General features: G+C 66.1%; 22 protein-coding genes. 20 read left to right on the top strand and 2 right to left on the bottom strand.

Going from position 1 to position 21946, the window contains the following annotated elements:
• Positions 1-136: 136 nt before the first annotated feature.
• Together QTI66_RS04395 and QTI66_RS04390 are read right to left on the bottom strand one after the other, a co-directional pair.
• Entirely contained in the window at positions 137-1237 is a 1101-nt protein-coding gene (locus QTI66_RS04395) for a glycosyltransferase (protein WP_286557714.1), read from the bottom strand.
• A gap of 7 nt (positions 1238-1244) precedes the next feature.
• The gene (locus QTI66_RS04390; RefSeq protein ID WP_286557713.1) at positions 1245-2804 is read right to left on the bottom strand and encodes a glycosyltransferase family 39 protein; all 1560 of its coding nucleotides are present in this window, start codon (positions 2802-2804) and stop codon (positions 1245-1247) included.
• 149 nt (positions 2805-2953) lie between these two features.
• Here QTI66_RS04390 and QTI66_RS04385 point away from each other — a divergent pair, with 149 nt between their 5' ends.
• The 20 genes from QTI66_RS04385 to QTI66_RS04290 all read left to right on the top strand — a co-directional run bounded on the left by QTI66_RS04385 (position 2954) and on the right by QTI66_RS04290 (position 21904).
• The gene (locus QTI66_RS04385; protein WP_286557712.1) at positions 2954-3982 is read left to right on the top strand and encodes a LacI family DNA-binding transcriptional regulator; all 1029 of its coding nucleotides are present in this window, start codon (positions 2954-2956) and stop codon (positions 3980-3982) included.
• A 35-nt stretch (positions 3983-4017) separates the two neighbouring features.
• Positions 4018-5628: an FAD-dependent oxidoreductase gene (locus tag QTI66_RS04380; RefSeq protein WP_286557710.1), complete on the top strand. Its 1611-nt coding sequence runs from the start codon at positions 4018-4020 to the stop codon at positions 5626-5628.
• 41 nt (positions 5629-5669) lie between these two features.
• Positions 5670-6944, top strand: a complete 1275-nt coding sequence (locus QTI66_RS04375; RefSeq protein ID WP_286557708.1) for an ABC transporter substrate-binding protein — start codon at positions 5670-5672, stop codon at positions 6942-6944.
• Positions 6945-6969: 25 nt separating this feature from the next.
• Positions 6970-7884 (top strand): carbohydrate ABC transporter permease, encoded by a 915-nt coding sequence (locus tag QTI66_RS04370; protein WP_286557707.1) that lies wholly within the window; start codon positions 6970-6972, stop codon positions 7882-7884.
• Positions 7874-8713 (top strand): carbohydrate ABC transporter permease, encoded by an 840-nt coding sequence (locus QTI66_RS04365; protein ID WP_286557706.1) that lies wholly within the window; start codon positions 7874-7876, stop codon positions 8711-8713. The genes QTI66_RS04370 and QTI66_RS04365 overlap by 11 nt, the downstream gene beginning before the upstream one ends.
• A gap of 24 nt (positions 8714-8737) precedes the next feature.
• Complete coding sequence (locus tag QTI66_RS04360; RefSeq protein ID WP_286557705.1) at positions 8738-9799, top strand: ABC transporter ATP-binding protein; 1062 nt, start codon at positions 8738-8740, stop codon at positions 9797-9799.
• A gap of 184 nt (positions 9800-9983) precedes the next feature.
• Positions 9984-10772, top strand: coding sequence for a transporter substrate-binding domain-containing protein (locus tag QTI66_RS04355; protein WP_286557704.1), 789 nt, complete (start codon positions 9984-9986; stop codon positions 10770-10772).
• 165 nt (positions 10773-10937) lie between these two features.
• Complete coding sequence (gene edd / locus QTI66_RS04350; protein ID WP_286557703.1) at positions 10938-12842, top strand: phosphogluconate dehydratase; 1905 nt, start codon at positions 10938-10940, stop codon at positions 12840-12842.
• Entirely contained in the window at positions 12839-13489 is a 651-nt protein-coding gene (locus tag QTI66_RS04345) for a bifunctional 4-hydroxy-2-oxoglutarate aldolase/2-dehydro-3-deoxy-phosphogluconate aldolase (RefSeq protein WP_286557702.1), read from the top strand. The genes edd and QTI66_RS04345 overlap by 4 nt, the downstream gene beginning before the upstream one ends.
• On the top strand, positions 13486-14658 hold the full coding sequence (locus QTI66_RS04340; protein ID WP_286557701.1) for a lactonase family protein: 1173 nt from the start codon (positions 13486-13488) through the stop codon (positions 14656-14658). Before QTI66_RS04345 ends, QTI66_RS04340 begins: the two co-directional genes overlap by 4 nt.
• A gap of 19 nt (positions 14659-14677) precedes the next feature.
• The gene (locus tag QTI66_RS04335; RefSeq protein ID WP_286557699.1) at positions 14678-15661 is read left to right on the top strand and encodes a 2-hydroxyacid dehydrogenase; all 984 of its coding nucleotides are present in this window, start codon (positions 14678-14680) and stop codon (positions 15659-15661) included.
• A gap of 4 nt (positions 15662-15665) precedes the next feature.
• Positions 15666-16493, top strand: coding sequence for a shikimate dehydrogenase family protein (locus QTI66_RS04330; RefSeq protein WP_286557698.1), 828 nt, complete (start codon positions 15666-15668; stop codon positions 16491-16493).
• A gap of 105 nt (positions 16494-16598) precedes the next feature.
• Positions 16599-17270 carry an amino acid ABC transporter permease gene (locus QTI66_RS04325; RefSeq protein WP_286557697.1) on the top strand — a complete coding sequence of 224 codons (672 nt, stop codon included), beginning with the start codon at positions 16599-16601 and terminating at the stop codon, positions 17268-17270.
• A 42-nt stretch (positions 17271-17312) separates the two neighbouring features.
• The gene (locus tag QTI66_RS04320) at positions 17313-17966 is read left to right on the top strand and encodes an amino acid ABC transporter permease (RefSeq protein WP_286557696.1); all 654 of its coding nucleotides are present in this window, start codon (positions 17313-17315) and stop codon (positions 17964-17966) included.
• Between the two features lie 43 nt (positions 17967-18009).
• On the top strand, positions 18010-18798 hold the full coding sequence (locus QTI66_RS04315; protein ID WP_286557695.1) for an amino acid ABC transporter ATP-binding protein: 789 nt from the start codon (positions 18010-18012) through the stop codon (positions 18796-18798).
• Between the two features lie 158 nt (positions 18799-18956).
• Positions 18957-20030 carry a LacI family DNA-binding transcriptional regulator gene (locus QTI66_RS04310; RefSeq protein ID WP_286557694.1) on the top strand — a complete coding sequence of 358 codons (1074 nt, stop codon included), beginning with the start codon at positions 18957-18959 and terminating at the stop codon, positions 20028-20030.
• A gap of 52 nt (positions 20031-20082) precedes the next feature.
• Positions 20083-20337 carry a helix-turn-helix domain-containing protein gene (locus QTI66_RS04305; RefSeq protein ID WP_286557692.1) on the top strand — a complete coding sequence of 85 codons (255 nt, stop codon included), beginning with the start codon at positions 20083-20085 and terminating at the stop codon, positions 20335-20337.
• Between the two features lie 261 nt (positions 20338-20598).
• A complete protein-coding gene (locus QTI66_RS04300; RefSeq protein ID WP_286557691.1) occupies positions 20599-21063 on the top strand; it encodes a hypothetical protein in 465 nt (154 codons plus the stop codon).
• On the top strand, positions 21054-21476 hold the full coding sequence (locus tag QTI66_RS04295) for a GIY-YIG nuclease family protein (protein WP_286557690.1): 423 nt from the start codon (positions 21054-21056) through the stop codon (positions 21474-21476). The genes QTI66_RS04300 and QTI66_RS04295 overlap by 10 nt, the downstream gene beginning before the upstream one ends.
• Entirely contained in the window at positions 21473-21904 is a 432-nt protein-coding gene (locus QTI66_RS04290; RefSeq protein WP_286557689.1) for a MarR family winged helix-turn-helix transcriptional regulator, read from the top strand. Before QTI66_RS04295 ends, QTI66_RS04290 begins: the two co-directional genes overlap by 4 nt.
• The last annotated feature ends 42 nt before the right edge of the window (positions 21905-21946 follow it).

Here is a 21946-nt window from a genome sequence, read left to right as displayed (position 1 = left end):
GCCAGAGAATGAATCGTGCCGATTGCCCGGCGCGTAGGAGGGAGCGCCATGAAAGTCTCGGACGAGAGGGGGCGGACGGCTACGGCGATCGGCTTCAGCGGCCGGTGTTTCCCCGCACGCAGGCGACCGCCCCGCCTCAAGCCGTTCGCGGCTTCTTCCAGGTGTAGACCGTCGATACAGCGTAGTTCCACACCGCCCCGACCAGCACACCCGCCACCGCCGATGCAGCCCACAGCTGAGGACGTTGCACGAACAGCCAGTCGGCGATGCCGACGTTGGCCAGCGCGCCCACGCTGCACACCAACGAGAACGAGGCCCATCCGGTGAGCAGGCGCCATCCGCGCAGGCGCAGGTCGCGGTAGGTCAGCACGTTGTTGAGAAGGAAATTGCCGGTCATTGCCACGAGCGTCGCCGTGGTCTGCGCGACCACGAACGAAAGGCCCAGTCCCTTGAAAAGGGTTCCCAGCACCGCCATGTGCACGACCAGCCCGAGCCCGCCCACCATGGCGAAGGCAATGAAGCGGATCGGCACGATGCCGCCGAGGAAGCGGTCCAGCAGCATGATGAAGTATTCCCAGGCCACGGTGCTGTCCAGCTTGCTTTCGCCCGCGACGCGGTTGCGAAACTCGTAAGGCAACTCGCGAAAGCGCAAGGGCTCGGGCGAGCTTGCAAAAAGATCGAACAGGATCTTGAAGCCCACGCCCGACATGCCTTTGCGGATGCAGCGCAGCGCTGCCGCATGTCGGATCATGAAGAAGCCGCTCATCGGGTCCTTCAGGTCGGCCTTGAGCACGATGGCGCCCAGGCGCGTGGCCAGCCGGCTCAGGCGCGCGCGGGAGGCGTCCCAGCTGCCCGTGTGGCCACCCTCCACATAGCGGCTGCCCACCACGACGTCGAGATCCTTGTCGTCCAGGAGCGTGTCGAGCATCAACAGGAGGAGGCGCTCGTCGTGCTGCAGGTCTGCATCCATGACCGCCACCACCGGGGCGCACGATGCGAGGATGCCTTCCATGCAGGCAGACGCCAGGCCGCGCCGGCCGATCCGGTGCACACAGCGGATGCGGGGATCGGTTTCTCCCATCTTGCGCACCGCGCCGGCGCAGTCGTCCGGCGAGTCGTCGTCGACGAAGATCATCTCCCAGTCGACGCCCGGCAGCGCGGCGCAGACACGGGCATTCACCTCCTGCACGTTGTCGCGTTCGTTGAAGGTGGGAACGATGATCGACAACTCTGGCATTCGCGTCTCACGAGGCGGCGTCGTCGGGCAGGTCCACGGCGCCGTGCGGATGCTGCGGACGGCCGCGGTAGCCCGTGCCGCGCCAGATCTCGATGCGGCGTGTGCGGCGCTCCAGTGCGCCGACTTCAATGACATCCACGCGCTCCAGCGATTCGAACAGCGGGCGGATGGCGTCGACTTGAAGGGTTGATTGCGCCTGGTCGGACACCACCAGGAAGCCGGTCGCGCCCACGAGGTCCTCCGTTTGCGGGAAGTAGTCGTACTGGAGCGCCTTGCGTCCGAAGATGTCCTGGGCGTAGGTGCGTTCCTGGCTGGGCCGATGGAACCACAGCAGGGAACTGATCTTGTAGTTGGGCGAAAACACGAAGGCGCGCCGGCCTGCATGGCGTTCGGCGGCCACGGCGAGATCCACGCGCTGCGCGGCGTCGCGCCACCCGCTCCAGATGTTCAGGTCGCCGGGCAGGGGGAGATTGGGGACGGTCGCGATTGCAATCGTCGCCACCAGCAATGACGCCGACGACGCCAGGCCCCATGCGCGCAACCGGCGCTGACCGCCGCGGTCGAGGCCATGGCGCATGCCCAGCACGATGAGCGACCACCATGCCGGAAGGAGCCAGTTGATCTTGGCATTGGAGCGAAAGCTTGCCGCCACGAAAACCACAAGCGGCACCAGGGCGCTGAGCAGCAACAGCAACTCCGCTGGCGCAATGCGCCGGTCCACCCAGGCACGCACGCTGCGCCACATGGCATGGAGCGACACGGCAAACAGGTAGGGTGTCAGCAGCAGGAACTGCGTTGCCAGCAGCAGGACGAAGAAACGCGGCTTGAGGCCTTGCATCTCGCCCAGCCGCCGGCTGCTCTGGAATGCCAGCGAAACCCATTCGTGCCGGGCATTCCACACCACGACCGGCAGGAAGACGAGCGCCGCCAGCACCACCGCCAGATAGGGCTGTGGCCGCCGCAGCCAGTGGCGCTGCGCGGGCACGGCCAACACGTAGAGCACCATGACCGAAAGCAGCAGCACGCCAGGGTACTTCCCCAGCATGGCCAAGCCGCCGAACAGTCCCGCCACAAGCCACCAGGCGCCACGGCCCGTGGCACTTGCGCGCCACACGGCCCAGATCGCGCCGATCCACCCGAACATGAGCGGCGCGTCCGGGGTGGCGCCCACGCCGTAGAACTCGTAGAGCAAGGTGAGGTTGATCGCCAGCAGCGACCAGAAGGCCAGCCGTCGGTCGCCGAACATGTCCAGCACCAGCCGTGCCCACAAGAGATTCCAGCCCAGCGACCAGAGCACCGCGGCGCTCTTGATGGCGAAGGAAGTCTGACCCAGGAGCAGCGTGGTCAACGCGATGCCATGGCTGGCCAGTGGCGGATGGTCGAAATAGGACCAGTCCACGAAGCGGCTCCACGTCCAGTAATACGCCTCTTGCGGCGTGAGCGGCATGGTGGCTGCGAGCCCCAGGCGCATGAGCGTGACGCAGGCGATCAGCCATCCAATGGACGCACTCGCGTCCACCAGGCGCAAGCGCAGCAGGCCTGTCCGGAATATGAATGAGCTTGGCACGTTGCCGAACGCTAGGGCCCGCAACTGAACCTGAAATGAACGGCCGAAAACGCCACGGGAAATCCCTCCCCGGTCACCTCTTGAATTGTCGACGGATCTCCAGATAATGCGCATTAGCAACTCGCTAATACGCATTATCAACACCGCCCATGGCTGCCCAGCGCCGCGTGACCCAGCTCGACATCGCCAAGCTCGCCGGCGTGAGTCAGGCGACCGTGTCGCTGGTGCTCAACGGCGCCGGAAACGCGTTGGCACGCATCCCGCAGGAAACCCGCGAGCGGGTGCAAAAGATCATCCGCGAGACCGGCTACGTGCCCGACCCGATCGCCCGGCGCATGGCCAGGGGCTCCAACCAGATCCTCGGCGTGTTCACCTACGAGCCGGCGTTCCCGAGTGCGCAAGCAGACTTCTTCCTGCCTTTCCTCTTTGGCATCGAAGAAGAGGCGCAGGCGCGCGGCTACGACCTGCTCCTGCTCACCGGCGCCGGCCAGGGCACGCAGCGAAAGATCTTTGCCGAGGAAAGCCGGCTGCGCATCGCCGACGGCTGCATCGTGCTGGGCCGCGCCTTTGACCGCGACGAACTGCAGCGGCTGGTGGCCGGCGACTATCCCTTCGTGGCCATCGGCCGGCGCGATGACGCGGGTGCGCCCGTGCCCTTCGTCGGCGCCGACTACGCCACCGCCACCGGGCAGCTGGTGCAGCAGGCGCGCGCCCTGGGCCACACGCGCCTGGCCTACCTCGGCATCACCGGTCCCGCCGAATCCCCGGCCGACCGCTGGCGTGGCTTCCATGCCGCGCTCGGCACCGACCTGCGTGTCGCCTTGCACATGACCGACACCGCGGGCAGCGATGCCGCATTGCTGGACGCGGTGCTGCAAAGCGGCGCCACGGCCGTGTTCTGCGTCGAACTGGCCGATGCCATGCGGCTGGAGGCCGCTGCCCACGCGTGCGACTTGCACCTGCCGCGGCACCTGTCGGTGGTGGCATTGGGCTCGCACCTGCGCGCCGAAAGCCGCACGCGCTTCGCGTCCTTTCGCATCCCGCGCGAGGAAATGGGCCGGCAGGCCACCGCGATGCTGGTGCGGCGCATCGAAAGTGGCGCCGACGAGCCGGTGCAGCAGGCGCTGCTGCCTTGCGAACCCATCGCCGGCGACACGCTCGGGCCCGCGCCGCGCTGACGCTCCCACCAACAAGCAGGAAGACAGACACAAGCATGCAAGAACTGAAGACCGACATCCTCATCGTGGGCGGTGGCTTGGGCGGCGTCGCAGCCGCTCTCGGCGCGCTGGAGGCGGGGCGCCGCGTGGTGATGAGCGAGGAGTACGACTGGATCGGCGGCCAGCTCACCAGCCAGGCCGTGCCGCCGGACGAGCACACATGGGTCGAGCAGTTCGGCATCACGCGTCGCTATCGGAAGCTGCGCAACGGCATTCGCCAGTACTACCGCGACCACTATCCCTTGACCGAGGTCAGCCGCGCCTGGCCCGACCTGAACCCCGGTGCCGGCTGGGTGAGCCGCGTCTGCGCCGAGCCGCGCGTGGGGCTGGCCGTGCTCGAGGCCATGCTCGCGCCCTGGCGCGGCGCCGGCCTGCTGACCGTGCTGCAGCCCTACCGTCCGGTGGCGGCGGACACGCAGGGCGACAGGGTGCGCGCCGTCACCCTGCGCCACCGCGACAGCGGGCGCGAAGTGACGGTCGCGGCCGCCTATGTCATCGACGCCACCGAGTTGGGCGACTTGCTTCCGCTCACCGGCACCGAGTACGCCAAGGGCTTCGAAAGCCAAGCCGACACGGGCGAGCCGAGCGCGCCCGCCACGGCGCAGCCGGACAACGTGCAGGCGGTGTCGATCTGCTTTGCCATCGACCACGTCGATGGCGACCAGACCATCGACAAGCCGAAGAACTACGACCACTGGCGCACCGTGCAACCCCGCTTCTGGGGCGGGCCGCTGCTGGGCTTCAAGGCGCCGCATCCGCGCACGCTGGAAATCGTCGAGCGCAGCTTCACGCCCAACCCCGACGACGACCCGCTGCTGGTGGACGCCGACCAGCGCAAGGGCGGCGGCGACCACAACCTGTGGACCTTCCGGCGCATCGCGGCGCGCCGCAACTTCGTGCCGGGCGCCTACGCCTCGGACATCTGCCTGGTGAACTGGCCAATGATCGACTACATGGACGCCTCGATCATCGACCTGTCCGAGGCCGACAAGGAGCGCCACCTCAAGGCCGCGGCCGAGCTGTCTTATTCGATGTTCTATTGGCTGCAGACCGAGGCGCCGCGCGCGGACGGCGGCAATGGCTTTCGGGGCCTGCGCCTGCGCGGCGACGTCACCGGCACCGGGCATGGCCTGGCCATGGCGCCCTACATCCGCGAGAGCCGGCGCATCCTGGGTGTGACGCGCATCGTCGAGCAGCACCTGTCGCATGCCGTGCGCGGCGACCAGGGGGCGGTGAAGTACCGCGACAGCGTGGGCGTGGGCATGTACCGCATCGACCTGCACCCGTCCACCGGCGGCGACAACTACATCGACGTGCCTTCCTGCCCCTTCGAGATTCCTCTGGGCGCGCTGCTGCCGCGGCGCATGACGAACCTGCTGGCCGGCGGCAAGAACATCGCCACCACCCACATCACGAACGGTTGCTACCGCCTGCATCCGGTGGAATGGAACGTGGGCGAGGTCGCCGGCATGCTGGCCGCGCACTGCCTGAACACCGGCACGACGCCACATCAGGTGCAGGCCTCGGACGCGCAGCTGGCCGGGTTCCACGTGCGGCTCGAGCAGGCCGGTGTGCAACTGCACTGGCCTGACGTGCAGGCCTATTGAATTTCATCGACCGCGCATTCACCAAGAACCGAGGAGACAACATGGCCCATTCCATTCGCAAACGTTCGCTGCTGGCTGCCGTCACTGGCGCACTCGCGCTTTCCTTCGCCGGCGTTGCGATGGCGCAGGAGGTCAACCTGCGCATGACCATCTGGAGCGCCAACGAAGCGCACCTGAAGCTCTTCAACGACATCGCCGAGGGCTTCAAGAAGGACAACCCCAACGTCAACGTGCGCTTCGAGCCGCTGCCCTTCGAGAACTACACCACCGCGCTGACCACGCAGATCGCTGGCGGCAATGCGCCGGACATGGCCTGGATCTTCGAGACCTCGGCCTACGACTTCGTCAATTCGGGCGCGCTGGTGCCGCTCACGGCGGCGCTCAATGCCACCGCCGGCTACAACCTGGGGGAGGTGCCTGCCAGCGCCACCGAGCGCTGGAGCCGCGACGGCCAGCTCTACGCTTATCCCTTCTCGACCTCGCCGTTTGGCGTGTTCGTCAACAACGACCTCATCAAGAAGGCGGGCGCGAAGACGCCGGCCGAATTGATCGCCGCCGGCCAATGGACCTGGCCCAACGCCATCGCCACCGCGCAGGCCGTGGCGCAGTCGCAGCCCGGCAAGGGCGGCCTGGTGGTGCGCGACTTCAACTTCCAGGCCTGGCAATACCTGTCGTCGGTCACCTATGGCTGGGGCGCCACGCCCTGGAGCGCTGACGGCAAGCGCTGCACGCTGGCCGACAAGCCGATGGTGGACGCCTTGACCTTCGTGCACGACGCGGTGTTCAACAAGAAGGCCATCCCCGGTCCGGGCCAGAGCGTGGACTTTTTCGCCGGCGACGCGGCCATGACCATCACGCAGATCAGCCGCGCGTCGCTGCTGCCCAAGGACAAGTCTTTCGCCTGGGACCTGGTGCCCCTGCCCAAGGGTCCGGTGGGCGAATACGCGCTGGTGGGGCAGGCGGGTGTGGGTGTGCTCAAGGCGAGCAAGAACGCGCCGACGGCCACGCGCTTCGTGGCTTACATGACGAACCCGGAGAACTCGGCCCGGCTCGCGCAGTTCTTCCCCTCGGCACGCAAGTCGCAACTCAACGCGCAGACGCTGGGCAAGACCAATGCACTGCTGTCGCCGGCTCAGCTCGACGCCGTGGTGGTTTCGGGCATCTCGACCGGCAAGCTGATGCCGGGCCACACCGGCTTCGCGCGGCTGCAGCAGATGGTGCGCTCGGGCCTGGACGCGGTGTGGCAGCCGCAAGCGAACATCCAGGCGGCGATGCAGTCGGTGTGCGGCCAGATCGGTCCGCTGCTGTCGCAATAAGCCATCGCCAGCGATGCACCGAGCGATGACCGACGAGCCGCAAGACGGGCGCCGTTCGTTCTGGACGATGGCGCGCCGCGACAGTGTGGCCGGTTACCTGTTCGCCGCGCCGCAGCTAGCGGGCATCGCGCTCTTCGTGTTGCTGCCGCTGGCGCTGGTGTTCTGGTATTCGCTGCACGAGTGGAACGTGCTGGCCAATACCTTCAACTACACCGGTACGCAGAACTACCAGCAACTGTTGCAAGACCCGACGCTGCCGGGCGTGCTGGGCGCCACTGCGCTGTTCTGCGTCGGCCTGGTGGTCTTCAACCTTGCGCTGGCGCTGCTGCTGGCTGTGCTGCTCAACCAGAAGCTGGCCGGCATCACGCTCTTGCGCACGCTGTTCTTCTCGCCCGTGGTGGTGTCGCTGGTGGCCTGGACCATCGTGTGGGGCTTTCTGCTGCAGCACAACGGCGGCATCAACGGGGTGCTGGCGCTGGTGGGCATCGAGGGGCCCAACTGGCTGCGCTCGCCAGGCACCGCGATGGTGTCGGTGATCGTGGTGCAGGTGTTCAAGAACGTGGGCCTGAACATGGTGCTGTTCCTGGCCGCGCTGCAGGGCGTGCCGCGCGAGCTGTACGAGGCCGCGCGCATCGACGGCGCGCCGGCGTGGCGGCAGTTCAGGCGCATCACCTTGCCGCTGATCAGCCCGACCGTGCTGCTCACCTCCATCATCACCATCGTCGGCTCGCTGCAGGTGTTTGCGCAGATCGCGGTGCTCACGCAGGGCGGGCCGGGCGTGTCGACCACCGTGCTGGTGTACTACCTGTACCAGCAGACCTTCCAGTTCCAGCGCTTCGGCTACGGCTCGACGCTGGCGGTGCTGCTGTTCGTCATCGTGGCGCTGCTGACGCTGGCGCAGTGGCAGCTGCGCAGGAAGTTCGTCTTTCATGAACAGTGAACTCTCGCCGCGGGTGAAGGTGGCGCTCTACGGGCTGATGTGCGTGCTGCTCATCCCCTTCGTGTTTCCCACGTGGTGGATGGTGACCTCATCGCTCAAGCCGATCAGCGAGATCTTCGTGTTCCCGCCGCAGCTCTTTCCCGCGCACCCGGACTGGAGCAGCTACAAGCAGGTGTTCACCATCCAGCCCTTCGCGCAGCAGTACTGGAACTCGGCCTACATCGCTGCCCTTGTCACGGCCGGAACGCTGGTCGTTTCGTCGATGGCGGGCTACGCCTTTGCGCGCATCCGCTTTCCGGGTGCGAATGCGCTCTTTGTCGTGGTGCTCACTGGCCTGTTGATTCCTTCGGAAGTGACCATCGTGCCGCTGTTCCAGCTGTTCCTGAAGCTGGGGCTGGTGAACACGCACTGGCCGCTCTTGCTGATTCCGGTGTTCGGCGCGCCGAGCGTGTTTGCCACCTTCGTGATGCGCCAGTTCTTCATCACCTTGCCGGTGGAGTTGGAGGAAGCGGCGCGGGTGGATGGCCTCGGGCGCTTCAGGATTTTCCGCAGCATCGCGCTGCCGCTGGCACGGCCGGCGTTGGCGTCGGTGGCCATCTTCACCTTCCTGCACAGCTGGAACCTGTACCTGGAGCCGATCGTGTTCCTGTCCACGCCCGGCATGTTCACCTTGCCCCAGGCGCTGACGCAATACACCGACGCCTACGGCGGACCGATGTGGAACATCCAGCTGGCGGCGGCCACGCTCACCGCGCTGCCGGTGCTCGTCGTGTTCGTGCTGGCGCAAAAGCAGTTCGTCGAAGGCCTGGCCCACACCGGGCTCAAGTGATCGTCCCAACCATTCATCGCATTCATGGCAGAAGTCCAGCTCGCGCAAGTTCGAAAACACTACGGCGCCACCGCCGTCATCCACGGCATCGACCTGTCGATCCGCGATGGCGAGTTCGTCGCGCTGGTGGGCCCCTCGGGCTGCGGCAAGTCAACGCTGCTGCGCATGATCGCGGGGCTGGAATCGGTCACGCAGGGGCGCATCCGCATCGGCACGCGCGACGTGACCGAACTGGACCCGAAGGACCGCGACATCGCGATGGTGTTCCAGAACTACGCGCTATATCCGCACATGACGGTGGAGGCCAACATGGGCTTCTCGCTGGAACACCGCGGCCGGCCCAGGGCCGAGGTTGCGCAGCGGGTGCGATGGGCGGCCGGCATCCTGGGCCTGGCGCAACTGCTCGACCGTTATCCGCGACAGCTCTCCGGCGGCCAGCGCCAGCGCGTGGCCATGGGACGCGCCATCGTGCGCGACCCGCAGGTCTTCCTGTTCGACGAGCCGCTGTCCAACCTGGACGCCAAGCTTCGCATCGTGATGCGCGGCGAGATCAAGGCCTTGCACCAGAAGCTCAAGACCACCACCGTCTACGTCACGCACGACCAGGTCGAGGCCATGACCATGGCCGACCGCATCGTGGTGCTCAACGCCGGGCGCGTCGAGCAGGTGGGTGCGCCGCTGGCGTTGTTCGACCGGCCAGCCAACCTGTTCGTGGCCGGCTTCATCGGTTCGCCGGCGATGAACTTCATTTCCGGGCATTGCACGCCTGAAGGCTTTGCAGGGGCCGGCGGCTTGCTGTTGCCCATGCCGGGCGCCGCTGCGTACGCCGGCCGTGAGGTGATCTGCGGCGTGCGTCCGGAACACCTGGAGCCCTGCGCGGCAGGCGAGGGCGTGGCGGCGCAGGTGCTGCTGGTGGAGCCGCTGGGCTCGGAGACTCAGCTCACGCTGCAATGGGGCGCGACACAGGTGATGGCGCTGGTGCGCGAGCGCCTGGACGTGGCGCCGGGCGATCGCTTGCACCTGCGAGCGAAGGCGGGAACGGTGCACCTGTTCGAAGCGTCAGGTAGCGGCTCGCGCCTGGACTGACCGGGCCACGAGCCACCGGCCGCACTGACTGCGCAGAGTCACCGGCTGCGCTCACTGTGCAGAGCCACCGCCGCACTGACTGCGCAGAGCCAGCGACCGCAAAGAAAAACTCTTCCCAGGGGAAATCCCCAGGGTGTTCCTGAAACCGGTTTCATACAATGAGCCACCACATAGGAGACCTTGCATGATTCGCTTCGCTTTCCGCCGCGCCTTGCTTGCTTCGGGGCTTTTTGTCACCCTGGCCTTGCCCGCGTTCACCGCCTGCGCCCAGTCCATGTCCGACATCAAGAAGAAGGGCGAGATCACCGTCGGCGTGATGGTGGACGTGCCGCCCTTCGCCACGACGAACGCACAGAACCAGCCCGACGGCTACGACGCCGACGTCGCCAGGCTGCTGGCCAAGGATTGGGGCGTGAAGGTCAACATGGTGACCGTGACCGGGCCCAACCGCATTCCCTATGTGCTGACCAACAAGGTCGATGTGCTGGTGGCCGTGCTGGCTATCACGCCGGAGCGTTCGAAGCAGGTGCAGTTCTCCACGCCGTATTCGGCCGCCACCATCGTGCTCTACGGCACGACCAAGACGCCGATCAAGACAGCGGCGGACCTCAAGGGCCTGCGCGTGGGTGTCACGCGTGCGAGTACGCAAGACGTGGCGCTCACGGCCGCTGCGCCGGAGGGCACCGAGATCCGCCGCTTCGACGACGATTCGTCGGCCATGCAGGCGCTCATCTCCGGCCAGGTCGAGGCCATCGGCTGCCCCACCATCGTGGCCAACCAGATCTCCAAACGCGTGCCCGGCGCGTTTGAAGAGAAGTTCGTGCTGCGCCAGCAGTTCATGGGCATCGTGATGCGGCCGGGTCAGGATGACCTGCTCAAGAACGTCAATGAATTCGTCGCCCGCAACACGGCCAATGGCGAACTCAACAAGCTCTATCGCAAGTGGCTTGGCGTTGATTTGCCCAAGATGTGATGCGGTGAATGGCTGGCAACAGTTGCCAGCCGCGCCAGCCGGACGGACGAAGGCCTCCCACATGTTCGATGTGTGGGCCAGTCGATCCGGTTGGCGATTTTTTTGCCTCGAGTTGAAACCGGTTTCACGCCACCCCACCCACGCCACACTCGGCAGGAGAGTTCATTGAGCCTTCATCCCGTTCTCCAGGCGGTCACCGACCGTATCCGCAGCCGCAGCGCCACGTCGCGTTCGGCCTACCTGTCCCGCCTCGAACATGCTCGCGCCAGGGGCCCGATCCGCCAGGCCCTCGGTTGCACGAACCTCGCGCATGCCTACGCGGCGGCACCGGAAGGCGACAAGATCATGTTGCGCGAGATGCGCCTGCCCAACCTGGCGATCGTCTCTTCGTACAACGACATGCTGTCGGCGCACCAACCCTTCGAGCACTATCCCGCGCTCATCAAGCAGGCGGCACGCGAGGCCGGTGCGACCGCGCAGTTCGCGGGCGGCGTGCCGGCGATGTGCGACGGCGTCACGCAGGGCGAGCCGGGCATGGAGCTGTCGCTGTTCAGCCGCGACGTGATTGCACTGTCCACCGCGGTCGCGCTGTCGCACAACATGTTCGATGCCGCCTTGTGCCTGGGCATCTGCGACAAGATCGTGCCGGGCCTGCTCATCGGCGCATTGCAGTTCAGCCACCTGCCCACGATCTTCGTGCCCGGCGGGCCGATGCCTTCGGGCATCTCCAACGACGAGAAGGCGCGCGTGCGCCAGCGCTTCGCCAAGGGCGAAGTCGGGCGCGACGCCTTGCTCGAATCCGAAGAGAAGTCCTATCACTCCGCGGGCACCTGCACCTTCTACGGCACGGCCAACAGCAACCAGATGCTGATGGAAGTGATGGGTCTGCACCTGCCGGGCGCGGCCTTCGTCAACCCCGGCACGCCCTTGCGCGACGCGCTGACCGCCGAGGCCGCGAGGCGGGCGGTGGCAATTGGTGCCGAGGGCGACGAGTACACGCCCATTGGCCGCGTCGTCGACGAGCGCGCGATCGCCAACGCCATTGTCGGCCTGCTGGCCACGGGCGGTTCGACCAACCACACGATCCACCTCGTCGCGATCGCGCGAGCGGCCGGCATCGTCATCAACTGGGACGACTTCCGCGACCTCTCCGACGTGGTGCCGCTGCTGGCGCGCGTCTATCCGAACGGCAAGGCCGACGTGAACCAGTTCCACGCGCTTGGCGGCATGGGCTACGTGATCGGCGAGTTGCTCGACGCGGGGCTGCTGCACGGCGACACCCTCACAGTGGCTGGCCCCGGCGGGCTGGCGCGCTATCGCCAACAACCGCACCTCGACGACGGCGGGCGGCTGGCCTGGCGCGAGGTGCCACGACCGAGTGCTGACAACGGCGTGCTCGCACCGGCATCGGCACCGTTCAGCGCCGATGGCGGACTGAAGCTGCTCACCGGCAAGCTCGGCCGCGCCGTCATCAAGACCTCGGCCGTCAAGCCCGAGCACCGCGTGGTGGAGGCGCCCGCTCTGGTGTTCGACACACAGGAAGCCGTGATGGCAGCCTTCGATCGCGGCGAACTGCGCCGCGACTTTGTGGCCGTGGTCCGCTTCCAGGGCCCGCGCGCCAACGGCATGCCTGAACTGCACAAGCTCACGCCGCTGCTGGGCGTGTTGCAGGACCAGGGGTTCCGCGTGGCGCTCGTCACGGACGGCCGCATGTCGGGCGCTTCAGGCAAGGTGCCCGCGGCGATCCACGTGACGCCCGAGTGCCTGGCGGGCGGGCCGCTGGCGCGGGTGCGCGATGGCGACACGATCGTGCTGGATGCCGAGCGCGGCCTGCTCGACGTGCGCGTCGATGCGGCCGAGTGGCAGGCGCGGCAACCCGCCATCGTCGATCTCGAAGCGTCGCGCCACGGCATGGGCCGCGAACTGTTCGCCGCGTTCCGCGCCAACGCGCTGGGCGCGGAAGAGGGTGCGATCACCTTTCAAGCGGCCGAGCCTTATGCCACGGCGGGCAAGCCACACGAGGCGCCCGTCCATGGCCATTTCGTCTTCACCGAAGGAGTTGCAGCATGAGCATCCTGAACATCATGCGTACCGGGCCGGTCATTCCGGTCATCGTCATCGACAGGCTGGAAGACGCGGTGCCGCTGGCGCGCGCGCTGGTGGCCGGCGGTGTTCGCGTGCTCGAACTGACCTTGCGCACGCCTGTGGCGCTGGAGGCGATCCGCGCCATCGCGAACGAGGTCGAAGGCGCCATCACCGGCGTGGGAACGATCACCCGCAACGCGGACTTCGACGCAGCGCTGAAGGCCGGCGCGGTGTTCGGTGTGAGCCCGGGCCTGACGCCCGAGTTGATCGCAGCAGCCCGCGACAGCGCGCTGCCCTTGCTGCCCGGTGTGATGACGCCGTCCGACGTCATCGCTGCACGCGCGGCCGGCTTCACCGAGTTGAAGCTCTTTCCGGCGCAGCAGGCCGGCGGCATCGGCATGCTGAAGGCCCTCGGCGGCCCGTTCCCCGATGTGAGCTTCTGCCCGACCGGCGGCGTCTCGTTCGCAACGGCTCCGGACTTCCTCGCGCTGCCCAACGTCGCCTGCGTCGGCGGTTCGTGGCTCACGCCCGCCGATGCCGTCGCGGCAAAAGACTGGGCGCGCATCACCGAACTCGCGCGAGAAGCCTGCACGCTGACGCGCACCACGCAACGGAGCGCAGCATCCTCATGAAACTCAAACACGCAAGCGCACTGGCCTGCGGGATCATCGCCATGACCACGACAGCATTTGCGGCCGACCTGATCGTCTCCACCAACGACGCCAAGTACCAGCGGGTCGCAGGCACCGACACCTTCCCTGAAGGCGCCGGGCCGGATTCGCTCAACGTGATCGACGCAACGAGCTTTCCGCCGCGCATCGTGGCCACGGTCGAGGTTGCCGCTGCCATCGCCGGGCCACCGCAGGCGGTGGCCATCACGCCCGACGGCAAGCTGGCGATCGTCTCGGCGCCCAACCGCTATGACCGCGCCGCGCAGAAGAACGTGCTTGAAAACTACCTGCAGCTGGTCGACCTGGAGGCCAAGCCGCCACGCGTCATCGACAAGGTGACGCTCGCGCACCACCCGCAGGGACTGGCCGTGAACCGCGCCGGCACCGTGCTGCTGGCGGCCACCGTGGGCGGCACCGTGGCGTCCTTCGAGATCAAGGGCAAGACGCTGGTACCAACGGGCGAGCTGGCGCTGTCAAAAGTTCGGCTGGCCGGTGTCACCTTCACGCCCGACGGACAGTCGGCGCTGGTGGCGCTGCGCGACGAGCAGGGCGTGATGGTGCTGGACGTGGCGTCTGGAGGCGTCACGACACGCCGCGAACGCGTTTCCACCGGCATCGCACCGTACGCGATCGACGTGTCGGGCGACGGCCGTTGGGCGGTGGTCGGCAATGTGGGGCTCGCAGGGTTGCCGGGCGACGTCGGTGTGATGTCGGGCGATGCCGACACGCTGACCCTGGTCGACATCTCCAAGCGTCCCTTCCGCGCCGTGCAGCACCTGACGGTGCCCTCGCTGCCCGAAGGCGTTGCCATCTCGCCCGACGGCCGCTGGATCGCTGCGCAGTCCATGGACGGCTCGAACCTCAAGCCCGGCAATCCCGCTCGCCGGGAGCGCGGGCGCCTGGTGCTTTTCGAAATCCGCGAGGGCCAGGCGCATCGCGTTGGCGACCTGCCCGCTGGCGAAGGAGGGCAGGGCGTTGTGTTCACCGCCGACAGCAAGTACATCCTCGTGCAGTTCAATGTCGAAAAGCAGATTGCGGTCTACGCGGTCGATGCCGGCAAACTGCGCGACACCGGCGAGCGCCTCGCCGTTCCCGGCGGCCCGTCGTCGATCCGTTCGATGCCGCGCTGAGCCAACAAGGAGACACAGCATGGGTGATTCGAGAAAAAAAGTCGTGGTGTTCCGCAAGCTCCCCGACGACCTGCTGGAGCGCATCCGCGCGCAGCACGACGTGACCGTGGCGGACCCGCGCCGCCCCGAAGAGCTGCCGCGCTTTCGTGCGGCGTTGCACGACGCGCAGGGCCTGATCGGATCGAGCTTCAAGCTCGCGGCCGAAGACCTCGCGCAAGCGCCTGCACTGGAGGTCGTCTCCAGCATTTCGGTCGGCATCGACAACTACGACCTGCCGTATCTCAAGCAGCGCGGCATCGTGCTGTGCCATACGCCGGGCGTGTTGACCGAGACGACGGCGGACACCGTCTTCGCGCTGATCATGGCGACTTCGCGCCGGCTGGTCGAGCTTTCCACGCTGGTGCGGGACGGCCAGTGGACGCGCAACATCGGCGAAGAGTTGTTCGGCTGGGACGTTCACGGCAAGACCCTTGGCGTGCTGGGATTCGGGCGCATCGGGCAAGCGGTGGCACGGCGCGCTGCACTGGGGTTTGGCATGCCGGTGTTGTTCCACGACCCCTTCGACGTACCGGTTCCGGGCGAACTGGCGGGCCGCGCGTCGCGCCTGCCATTCGAAGAGGTGCTGGCGCGCGCCGACATCGTCGCACTGACGCTGCCACTGGCCGAGGAAACCCGCGGGCTGATGGACGCCCGCGCGTTCTCGCTGATGAAGCGGGGCGCCATCTTCGTGAACGGTTCGCGCGGCGCCATCGTGCAGGAAGCGGCCTTGCTCGATGCGCTGGACAGCGGCCACTTGCGCGCGGCCGGGCTGGACGTGTTCGCGGTCGAGCCCTTGCCGCAGGACTCGCGGCTGCGCACGCACCCCAAGGTGACGCCGCTGCCGCACATCGGCTCTGCAACGCACGAGACGCGCCGCGCCATGGCCGAACTGGCCACCGACAATCTCCTGAAAGCGCTGGCCGGCCAGAAGCCGGTGGCCGCATTCGATTTGTCCAAGGTGTAGCACCATGCCCGGTTCCATTCCCACGCTCTGCGGCTCGATGGCGGGCCAGCCTTTCACCTTCAACGTCAAGGTCCACAACGCGGCGTACCGCGAATTGGATGTCGACTACACCTTCGTGTGCTTCGGTGTCGATGACGCGGCCGCAGGCGTTCAAGCCATCCGCACCCTCGGCATCCGCGGAATGAACGTGACGATGCCGCACAAGCAGGCGGTGATTCCCCACCTCGACGCGCTGGACGAAACGGCGCGCGAGATCGGCGCGGTCAACACCATCGACAACCGCGACGGCTTTCTCACGGGCTACAACACGGACTGCATCGGTGCCGTGCGCGCCATCGAGGAGGCGAGTCCGCTCGAAGGCCGGCGCGTCGCGTTGCTGGGCGCCGGCGGCGCGGCGCGTGCGATTGCGTGGGGCATGCGACGCGCCGGTGCCAAGGTCACGCTGTTCAACCGCACGGCGGAGCGGGGCGAGGCCTTTGCGCGCGAGTTCGGCATCGAGTTCGCGGGGGCGCCGTCGCAGTTCAAGGCCGGGGGTTTCGATGGCGTCGTCAACGCCACCGCAGCCGGCTATCGCGCGCCGGATGCGAGCCCGCTCGCGCCCGAGCAACTGGCGAGTCACCTCTTCGTCATGGACGCGGCTTTCATACCCGTGGAGACGAAGCTCATTCGCGATGCACGCGCTGCCGGCTGCCGCGCAGTGAACGGCACACGCATGCTGCTGCACCAGTTCTGCGGCCAGGTCGAGCTCTACACCGGCAAGCCCGCGCCCTTCGAGGTGATGAGCGTCGCGCTGCTGGACGAGATCGCGCGTTCGCAGCAGTCACCGGTCTGATTTGGGCCTTTGAGCACCCACCGCGGGAAATCCCTGATGGTGTTCTGAAACCGGTTTCATAGAATTCAACCAACGCATCGAAACACGAGCACGGAGACACATCAAGTGAACTATCAGTTTCAGTTCGACGCCGTTCTTGCAGCCTGGCCGCTGCTCCTCAAAGGCACCTGGATCACGATCCAGCTCTCGCTCGTTGCCACGGTGCTGGGCCTGCTGGTCGCAGTCTTCTGTGCTTGGGGCAAGACGTCGGGGCCGGCGTGGTTGCGCTTCATCGTCAACGCGTACATCGAGGTCATCCGCAACACGCCGTTCCTCGTTCAGCTGTTCTTTTTCTTCTTCGCGCTGCCGGCCATCGGGCTGCGCTGGTCGCCCTACACGGCCGCGTTGACGGCGATGGTGGTCAACCTGGGCGCCTATGCCGCGGAAATCGTCCGCGCCGGCATCGAATCGATTCCGAGGGGGCAGATCGAAGCGGGCAGGGCGCTCAATCTCAAGGGCTGGGAGATCTTCCGCTTTGTCATCATCAAGCCCGCGCTCAAGGCCATCTACCCCGCGCTCACCAGCCAGTTCATCCTGCTCATGCTGAGTTCGGCGGTGGTGTCGGTGATCTCCGCCGATGACCTGACCTCGGTGGCTGCCAACCTGCAATCGCAGACCTTCCGCAGTTTCGAGATCTACATCGTCGTGGCAGGGATTTACCTGGCGCTGGCACTGAGTTTCTCGGCGCTGTTCAAGCTGATCTACGCCAACGCGCTCAACTACCCCGACCGTCGCTGAACGAGCACCCGCCCTCACAACGCCCAACAGAGACACCACACCATGCGTACCTTCGGCTATCCAGAGTTCCTGTTCATTCTCGAAGCGGCCAAGTGGACATTGGCACTGTCGCTGATCGCCTTCATCGGCGGCGCCATCCTCGGCTTGGTGATCGCGCTGGGGCGCACCTCGGAAAACCGGGTCGCCCAGGCGCTGTCCACCGGCTTCATCCAGATCTTCCAGGGCACGCCGCTGCTGTTGCAACTCTTCCTGATCTTCTTCGGCGCGCCAGTGCTCGGCATCGAGATCAATCCGTGGATTGCCGCGGGCATCGCGCTCATCCTCAACAGCGCGGCCTTCCTGGGCGAGATCTGGCGCGGTTGCATCCAGGCCATTCCGCGCGGCCAGGTCGAAGCGGCACAAGCGCTCAACCTGAACTACGCCGCCCGCATGCGTGACGTGGTGCTGCCGCAAGCCTTCAAGATCGCGTTGCCGCCAACGGTGGGCTACGTGGTGCAGATCATCAAGGGCACGTCGCTCGCGGCCATCATCGGCTTCACCGAGATCACGCGGGCCGGCCAGATCATCAACAACGCCACCTTCCAGCCGCTGGAGGTGTTCACCACCGTGGCGGCCCTGTACTTCCTCATCTGCTGGCCGCTCTCGCTGCTGGCCGGGCACATGGAGCGCAAGCGCGCGCTCGCATTGGCCCGCTGAGTTTTCGCCCGTTTTGCTCCCACAACCCAAGGAGACATTCCTCATGGAAGAAATCGACGTCCAACTGCCCGACCACGCACTGGGCGAGCCCATCATCAAGCTCGAAGGCGTGAACAAGTTCTACGGCCAGTTCCAGGTGCTGACCGGCATCGACCTGTCGGTGCGCGCCGGCGAGCGCATCGTGGTGTGCGGCCCGTCGGGGTCGGGCAAGTCGACGCTGATCCGCTGCATCAACCGGCTCGAGGTCGTGCAGCAGGGCAAGATCGTGGTCGACGGCATCGACCTCACGGCCGGCGGCAAGAACGTCGATGCGGTGCGCGCCGAGGTCGGCATGGTGTTCCAGCAGTTCAACCTGTTCCCGCACCTGACGATCCTGCAGAACTGCACGCTGGCGCCGATGCGCTCGCGCGGCATGTCGAAGGAGCAGGCCGAGGAGGTCGCAATGAAATACCTCAAGCGCGTTCGCATCCCGGAGCAGGCCAACAAGTATCCGAGCCAGCTGTCCGGCGGCCAGCAGCAGCGCGTGGCGATTGCTCGGGCGCTGTGCATGAGCCCCAAGATCATGCTGTTCGATGAGCCCACCTCGGCGCTCGACCCCGAGATGGTCAAGGAAGTGCTCGACACCATGATCGGCCTGGCCGAAGACGGCATGACGATGCTGTGCGTGACGCACGAGATGGGCTTTGCGCGCAGCGTGGCTGACCGCGTGATCTTCATGGCCGATGGCCGCATCGTCGAGCAGGGCGCGCCGCAGGAGTTCTTCGCCAATCCGAAGAGCGAGAAGCTGCGCCAGTTCCTGGGGCAGATCCTCAGTTCGCACCAGGCGCATTGATGGTCATTGCCGCACTTCGCGCGGTGCAGGTGTTCGGTGAAACCGGGGGCTTGCCAACGCATGAAGCCATGCGCGAAGGCGGGCGCTGCGGCCTCTAGAATTCATCCGTCTCCATCTCCCCCGATCGGCCCCTTCATGGCGCGCACCGTTAGAAATCCATGACCGACAGCCTGCAAATTCGTCGCCCCACCATCGGGGCGGTGGCGGCAAAGGCCGGCGTGTCCAAGGCCACGGTTTCGCGATTTTTCAATCACGAGAAATTGCTCAGCCCCGACATCGCCGCGCGCGTCAAGCAGGCCATCACGTCGCTCGGGTACGCGCCCAGCCCGATGGCGCAAGCCTTGAGCCGCGGCCGTTCGCGCCTCATCGGCCTGATCGTGGCGGACATCACCAATCCTTTTTCCGTCGCCGTGCTGCGGGGGGCGGAGAAAGCCTGCCAGGAAGCGGGCTACCTGGTCATGCTGTTCAACCTGGGCAATGCCAGTGGCCGCGAGCGCGAGGCCATCGATGTGCTGGCGGGCTACCAGGTCGACGGCTTCATCCTGAACACGCTGGGGCGCGGCGCTGAAGTGGTGGACGCCATCAAGCACCACGGCAAACCTGCAGTGCTCGTGGATCGGCGCCACAGCGGCATGGTGACCGACTTCGTGGCGCTGGACAGCGCGACCGCGATGGCGACCGCATGCAAGCACCTGGTCGACTGCGACTACCGCGAACTGCTGTACGTCACCGAACCCAAGAAGGGCGTGAGCAGCCGGCAGGAGCGCGCCGCTGCATTCACCAAGTGCGTTTCATCGCACGGGCAACGCGTTGCAGGCCAGGTGTTCGAGTGCTCGGAAGACAGTGGTGCTGCGCTGGAAGAGGCGGTGCGCTCACTGATGCTGCGCGCAAGGGAGGCAAGGGATGGCCGCCGCAGCGCGGTCGTTTCCGGCAATGCGGTGGTCACGCTGCGCGTCGCGAGCGTCATCGCGCGATGCGGTTGGCGCTTTGGCGACGACGTGGGCTTCCTGGGGTTCGACGATCCCGAGTGGGCGCATTTGATCGGGCCGGGGCTTAGCGCCATCGCCCAACCGACCGAGTCGATCGGACGCGCCGCGGCCAACTGCCTGATCGATCGACTGCGGGGTGCCGATGGGCCGCCGCAGCAGATCCTGTTGCCGGGGCAACTGGTGGTGCGCGGGTCCACGGACGTGGGCCAGCGGGCGGGGGTTGTGGCTTCGGCTGCGGGCTGAAGCTTTTCCAGCGCGATCGGCCAGCACGCGTTCAGGCAGGGACAATACGACGATGGCGCAAGGCAAACGAATCTCGGTGAACCTCGGTGATGAGGTGCTCAAGGCAATCAAGGACATGGGTGCTGCGGCGAAGGTGGCCCGCACCAGCGCGGGCGAGGGTCAGGCCGTCGCAGCCGCCCGATTGGGTGTCCACGTCCAGACCATTGCGCGGATTGAATCCGGGGAGCCGGGGGTTGCGGTGGGGCATGTGCTGGGGATGCTGGCGTTGTATGGGGTTGCGACGAAGCTGGAGCCGCCAGTGGTTTGAACGGCGAGCGCGCGCGGCTGATTCGTAGGGCGTGAGCGGCCGGGCCGTTGCCGGCATCGTGACCACGTTCACGTTTTCGACGCCTCCTCTGTGCCCGACGACACGGCTCTGAATGCCAGTCCGTTGTTTCGCACTACAATTTCACCCGGGCTCAAAGGGCGCCCGCCTCGTGAAAGCGTCAGCACCTGTTTCCCTGCAAGCCGCGCGCTTGCATACCCTCCCGGGCCAGCAACGAGATCGGCCCACCACCCTGGAGTTGGTATGCAACGGATTTCTTCGGCCAAACAGGCACCTTTCACTGAGAGCGCTTCTGCCGCGCTTGTGCTGCGCGAAGCCAAGCGGCTTCATCGCGCTGCGACATCGGACTCGATCTCTACATCTCTGCCAGTTCTCCGACGCTTGCTGGGCACCGAGGTGCTGCGCGGCGTCGCGCTGCCAGAAGCGTTTCGTCGACGCGCTACGCTTCAGCGCAAACACTTTCTTCGGCTGCTCGCTGCGGAGGCAGGCTTTGAAAGCTGGGAGCGATATCGGCCGGCGTTGTGTCATGTCGCCGCTTCGGAACTGGAGCACTTCAAGGTCCTGCAGAAGGGCCCTGCTTTTGCGAAGCACTGGTTTGCCAACGAACGGGAAGCACGGGACCACGAAGCGAAGTTCGGTGGCCGCACGGTGCGCATGGGCTGTCAAGCGGTGGTGTTGACGCCCGCGCTTGTAGAGGCATGGCAATGACGAACAAGCGTGCATTGAAGAAGCAGTACCTGGAAAAGATGGTCCCCGCAGGCGTCTTCATGATCAGGAACAAGATCAACCACTTCGTCTACATCGGCGGCAGCACGAATGTCGAAGGGGCAATGAACCGCCATCGCTTCGAACTCAAGCTCAGGCGCCATCGCAACAATGAGTTGATGCGCGACTGGATTGCACATGGCGCGGACAGCTTCGACTTTGAAGTCATTGATCTGCTGAAGGAGCGCGATGACCCGTTGCTCGACTACAAGGCTGAACTCGATGAGTTAATCGAGATGTGGCGCCAAGAGCATCAGTCCTATGGGGAAAGGGGCTACAACCGATTGAAGTCATCCGTTGTCCGTGCTCCGCTGAACGAAGCGGAGCGCGCATCTCACTTGGAGAACGACAAGTGAAGAACATCGACAGCATCGACTTCTGTCTCAACATCAGCCGCGCGCATGCGAGCCTGAACCTCAAGCTCGACGAAGAACTCGGCACATTTCACGGACTGAGCTTCGGCGACTTCGGTCTGCTGCGCATGCTGTCGCGCGCCGAGAACGGGCGCATGGCGACGACGGATCTGATGCGCCCTCTCGGCGTTCAGTTGTCTGCCGTAACGCGGCGGCTGATCTTGCTTGAAAAGGTCGGGCTGATTACGCGCGAGGCCGGCAACAGCAGATACGTCGCCATCCGGGCTGCCGGCAGGTCACTGTTGAACTCGGCCCTCGTGACCGCCGGCGCTGTTTGCGATGACGCTGTCAGGGCATTGGGCCCATCGCCGATCGCGTTAATCAACGATGCGATGGTGCTTCTGGGTTGCACGGAAGCCCTCGATGTTTGATTCATGACGCCCTGAATGATTTCGATGCGCGCTGGCGTGGAT

This window comes from Variovorax brevis, assembly GCF_030317105.1.
GTDB lineage: Bacteria > Pseudomonadota > Gammaproteobacteria > Burkholderiales > Burkholderiaceae_C > Variovorax > Variovorax brevis.
Note: the sequence above shows the minus strand (reverse complement) of the source record. Positions and strands in the feature narration are given on the sequence as shown.

What these genes read in the sequence shown, in the direction of transcription:
- QTI66_RS04395 (WP_286557714.1), bottom strand. Translation starts at nt 1,237, where the DNA reads ATGCCAGAGTTGTCGATCATCGTTCCCACCTTCAACGAACGCGACAAC.
- QTI66_RS04385 (WP_286557712.1), top strand. Translation starts at nt 2,954, where the DNA reads ATGGCTGCCCAGCGCCGCGTGACCCAGCTCGACATCGCCAAGCTCGCC.
- QTI66_RS04380 (WP_286557710.1), top strand. Translation starts at nt 4,018, where the DNA reads ATGCAAGAACTGAAGACCGACATCCTCATCGTGGGCGGTGGCTTGGGC.
- QTI66_RS04375 (WP_286557708.1), top strand. Translation starts at nt 5,670, where the DNA reads ATGGCCCATTCCATTCGCAAACGTTCGCTGCTGGCTGCCGTCACTGGC.
- QTI66_RS04370 (WP_286557707.1), top strand. Translation starts at nt 6,970, where the DNA reads ATGACCGACGAGCCGCAAGACGGGCGCCGTTCGTTCTGGACGATGGCG.
- QTI66_RS04365 (WP_286557706.1), top strand. Translation starts at nt 7,874, where the DNA reads ATGAACAGTGAACTCTCGCCGCGGGTGAAGGTGGCGCTCTACGGGCTG.
- QTI66_RS04360 (WP_286557705.1), top strand. Translation starts at nt 8,738, where the DNA reads ATGGCAGAAGTCCAGCTCGCGCAAGTTCGAAAACACTACGGCGCCACC.
- QTI66_RS04355 (WP_286557704.1), top strand. Translation starts at nt 9,984, where the DNA reads ATGATTCGCTTCGCTTTCCGCCGCGCCTTGCTTGCTTCGGGGCTTTTT.
- QTI66_RS04345 (WP_286557702.1), top strand. Translation starts at nt 12,839, where the DNA reads ATGAGCATCCTGAACATCATGCGTACCGGGCCGGTCATTCCGGTCATC.
- QTI66_RS04340 (WP_286557701.1), top strand. Translation starts at nt 13,486, where the DNA reads ATGAAACTCAAACACGCAAGCGCACTGGCCTGCGGGATCATCGCCATG.
- QTI66_RS04335 (WP_286557699.1), top strand. Translation starts at nt 14,678, where the DNA reads ATGGGTGATTCGAGAAAAAAAGTCGTGGTGTTCCGCAAGCTCCCCGAC.
- QTI66_RS04330 (WP_286557698.1), top strand. Translation starts at nt 15,666, where the DNA reads ATGCCCGGTTCCATTCCCACGCTCTGCGGCTCGATGGCGGGCCAGCCT.
- QTI66_RS04320 (WP_286557696.1), top strand. Translation starts at nt 17,313, where the DNA reads ATGCGTACCTTCGGCTATCCAGAGTTCCTGTTCATTCTCGAAGCGGCC.
- QTI66_RS04315 (WP_286557695.1), top strand. Translation starts at nt 18,010, where the DNA reads ATGGAAGAAATCGACGTCCAACTGCCCGACCACGCACTGGGCGAGCCC.
- QTI66_RS04310 (WP_286557694.1), top strand. Translation starts at nt 18,957, where the DNA reads ATGACCGACAGCCTGCAAATTCGTCGCCCCACCATCGGGGCGGTGGCG.
- QTI66_RS04305 (WP_286557692.1), top strand. Translation starts at nt 20,083, where the DNA reads ATGGCGCAAGGCAAACGAATCTCGGTGAACCTCGGTGATGAGGTGCTC.
- QTI66_RS04300 (WP_286557691.1), top strand. Translation starts at nt 20,599, where the DNA reads ATGCAACGGATTTCTTCGGCCAAACAGGCACCTTTCACTGAGAGCGCT.
- QTI66_RS04295 (WP_286557690.1), top strand. Translation starts at nt 21,054, where the DNA reads ATGGCAATGACGAACAAGCGTGCATTGAAGAAGCAGTACCTGGAAAAG.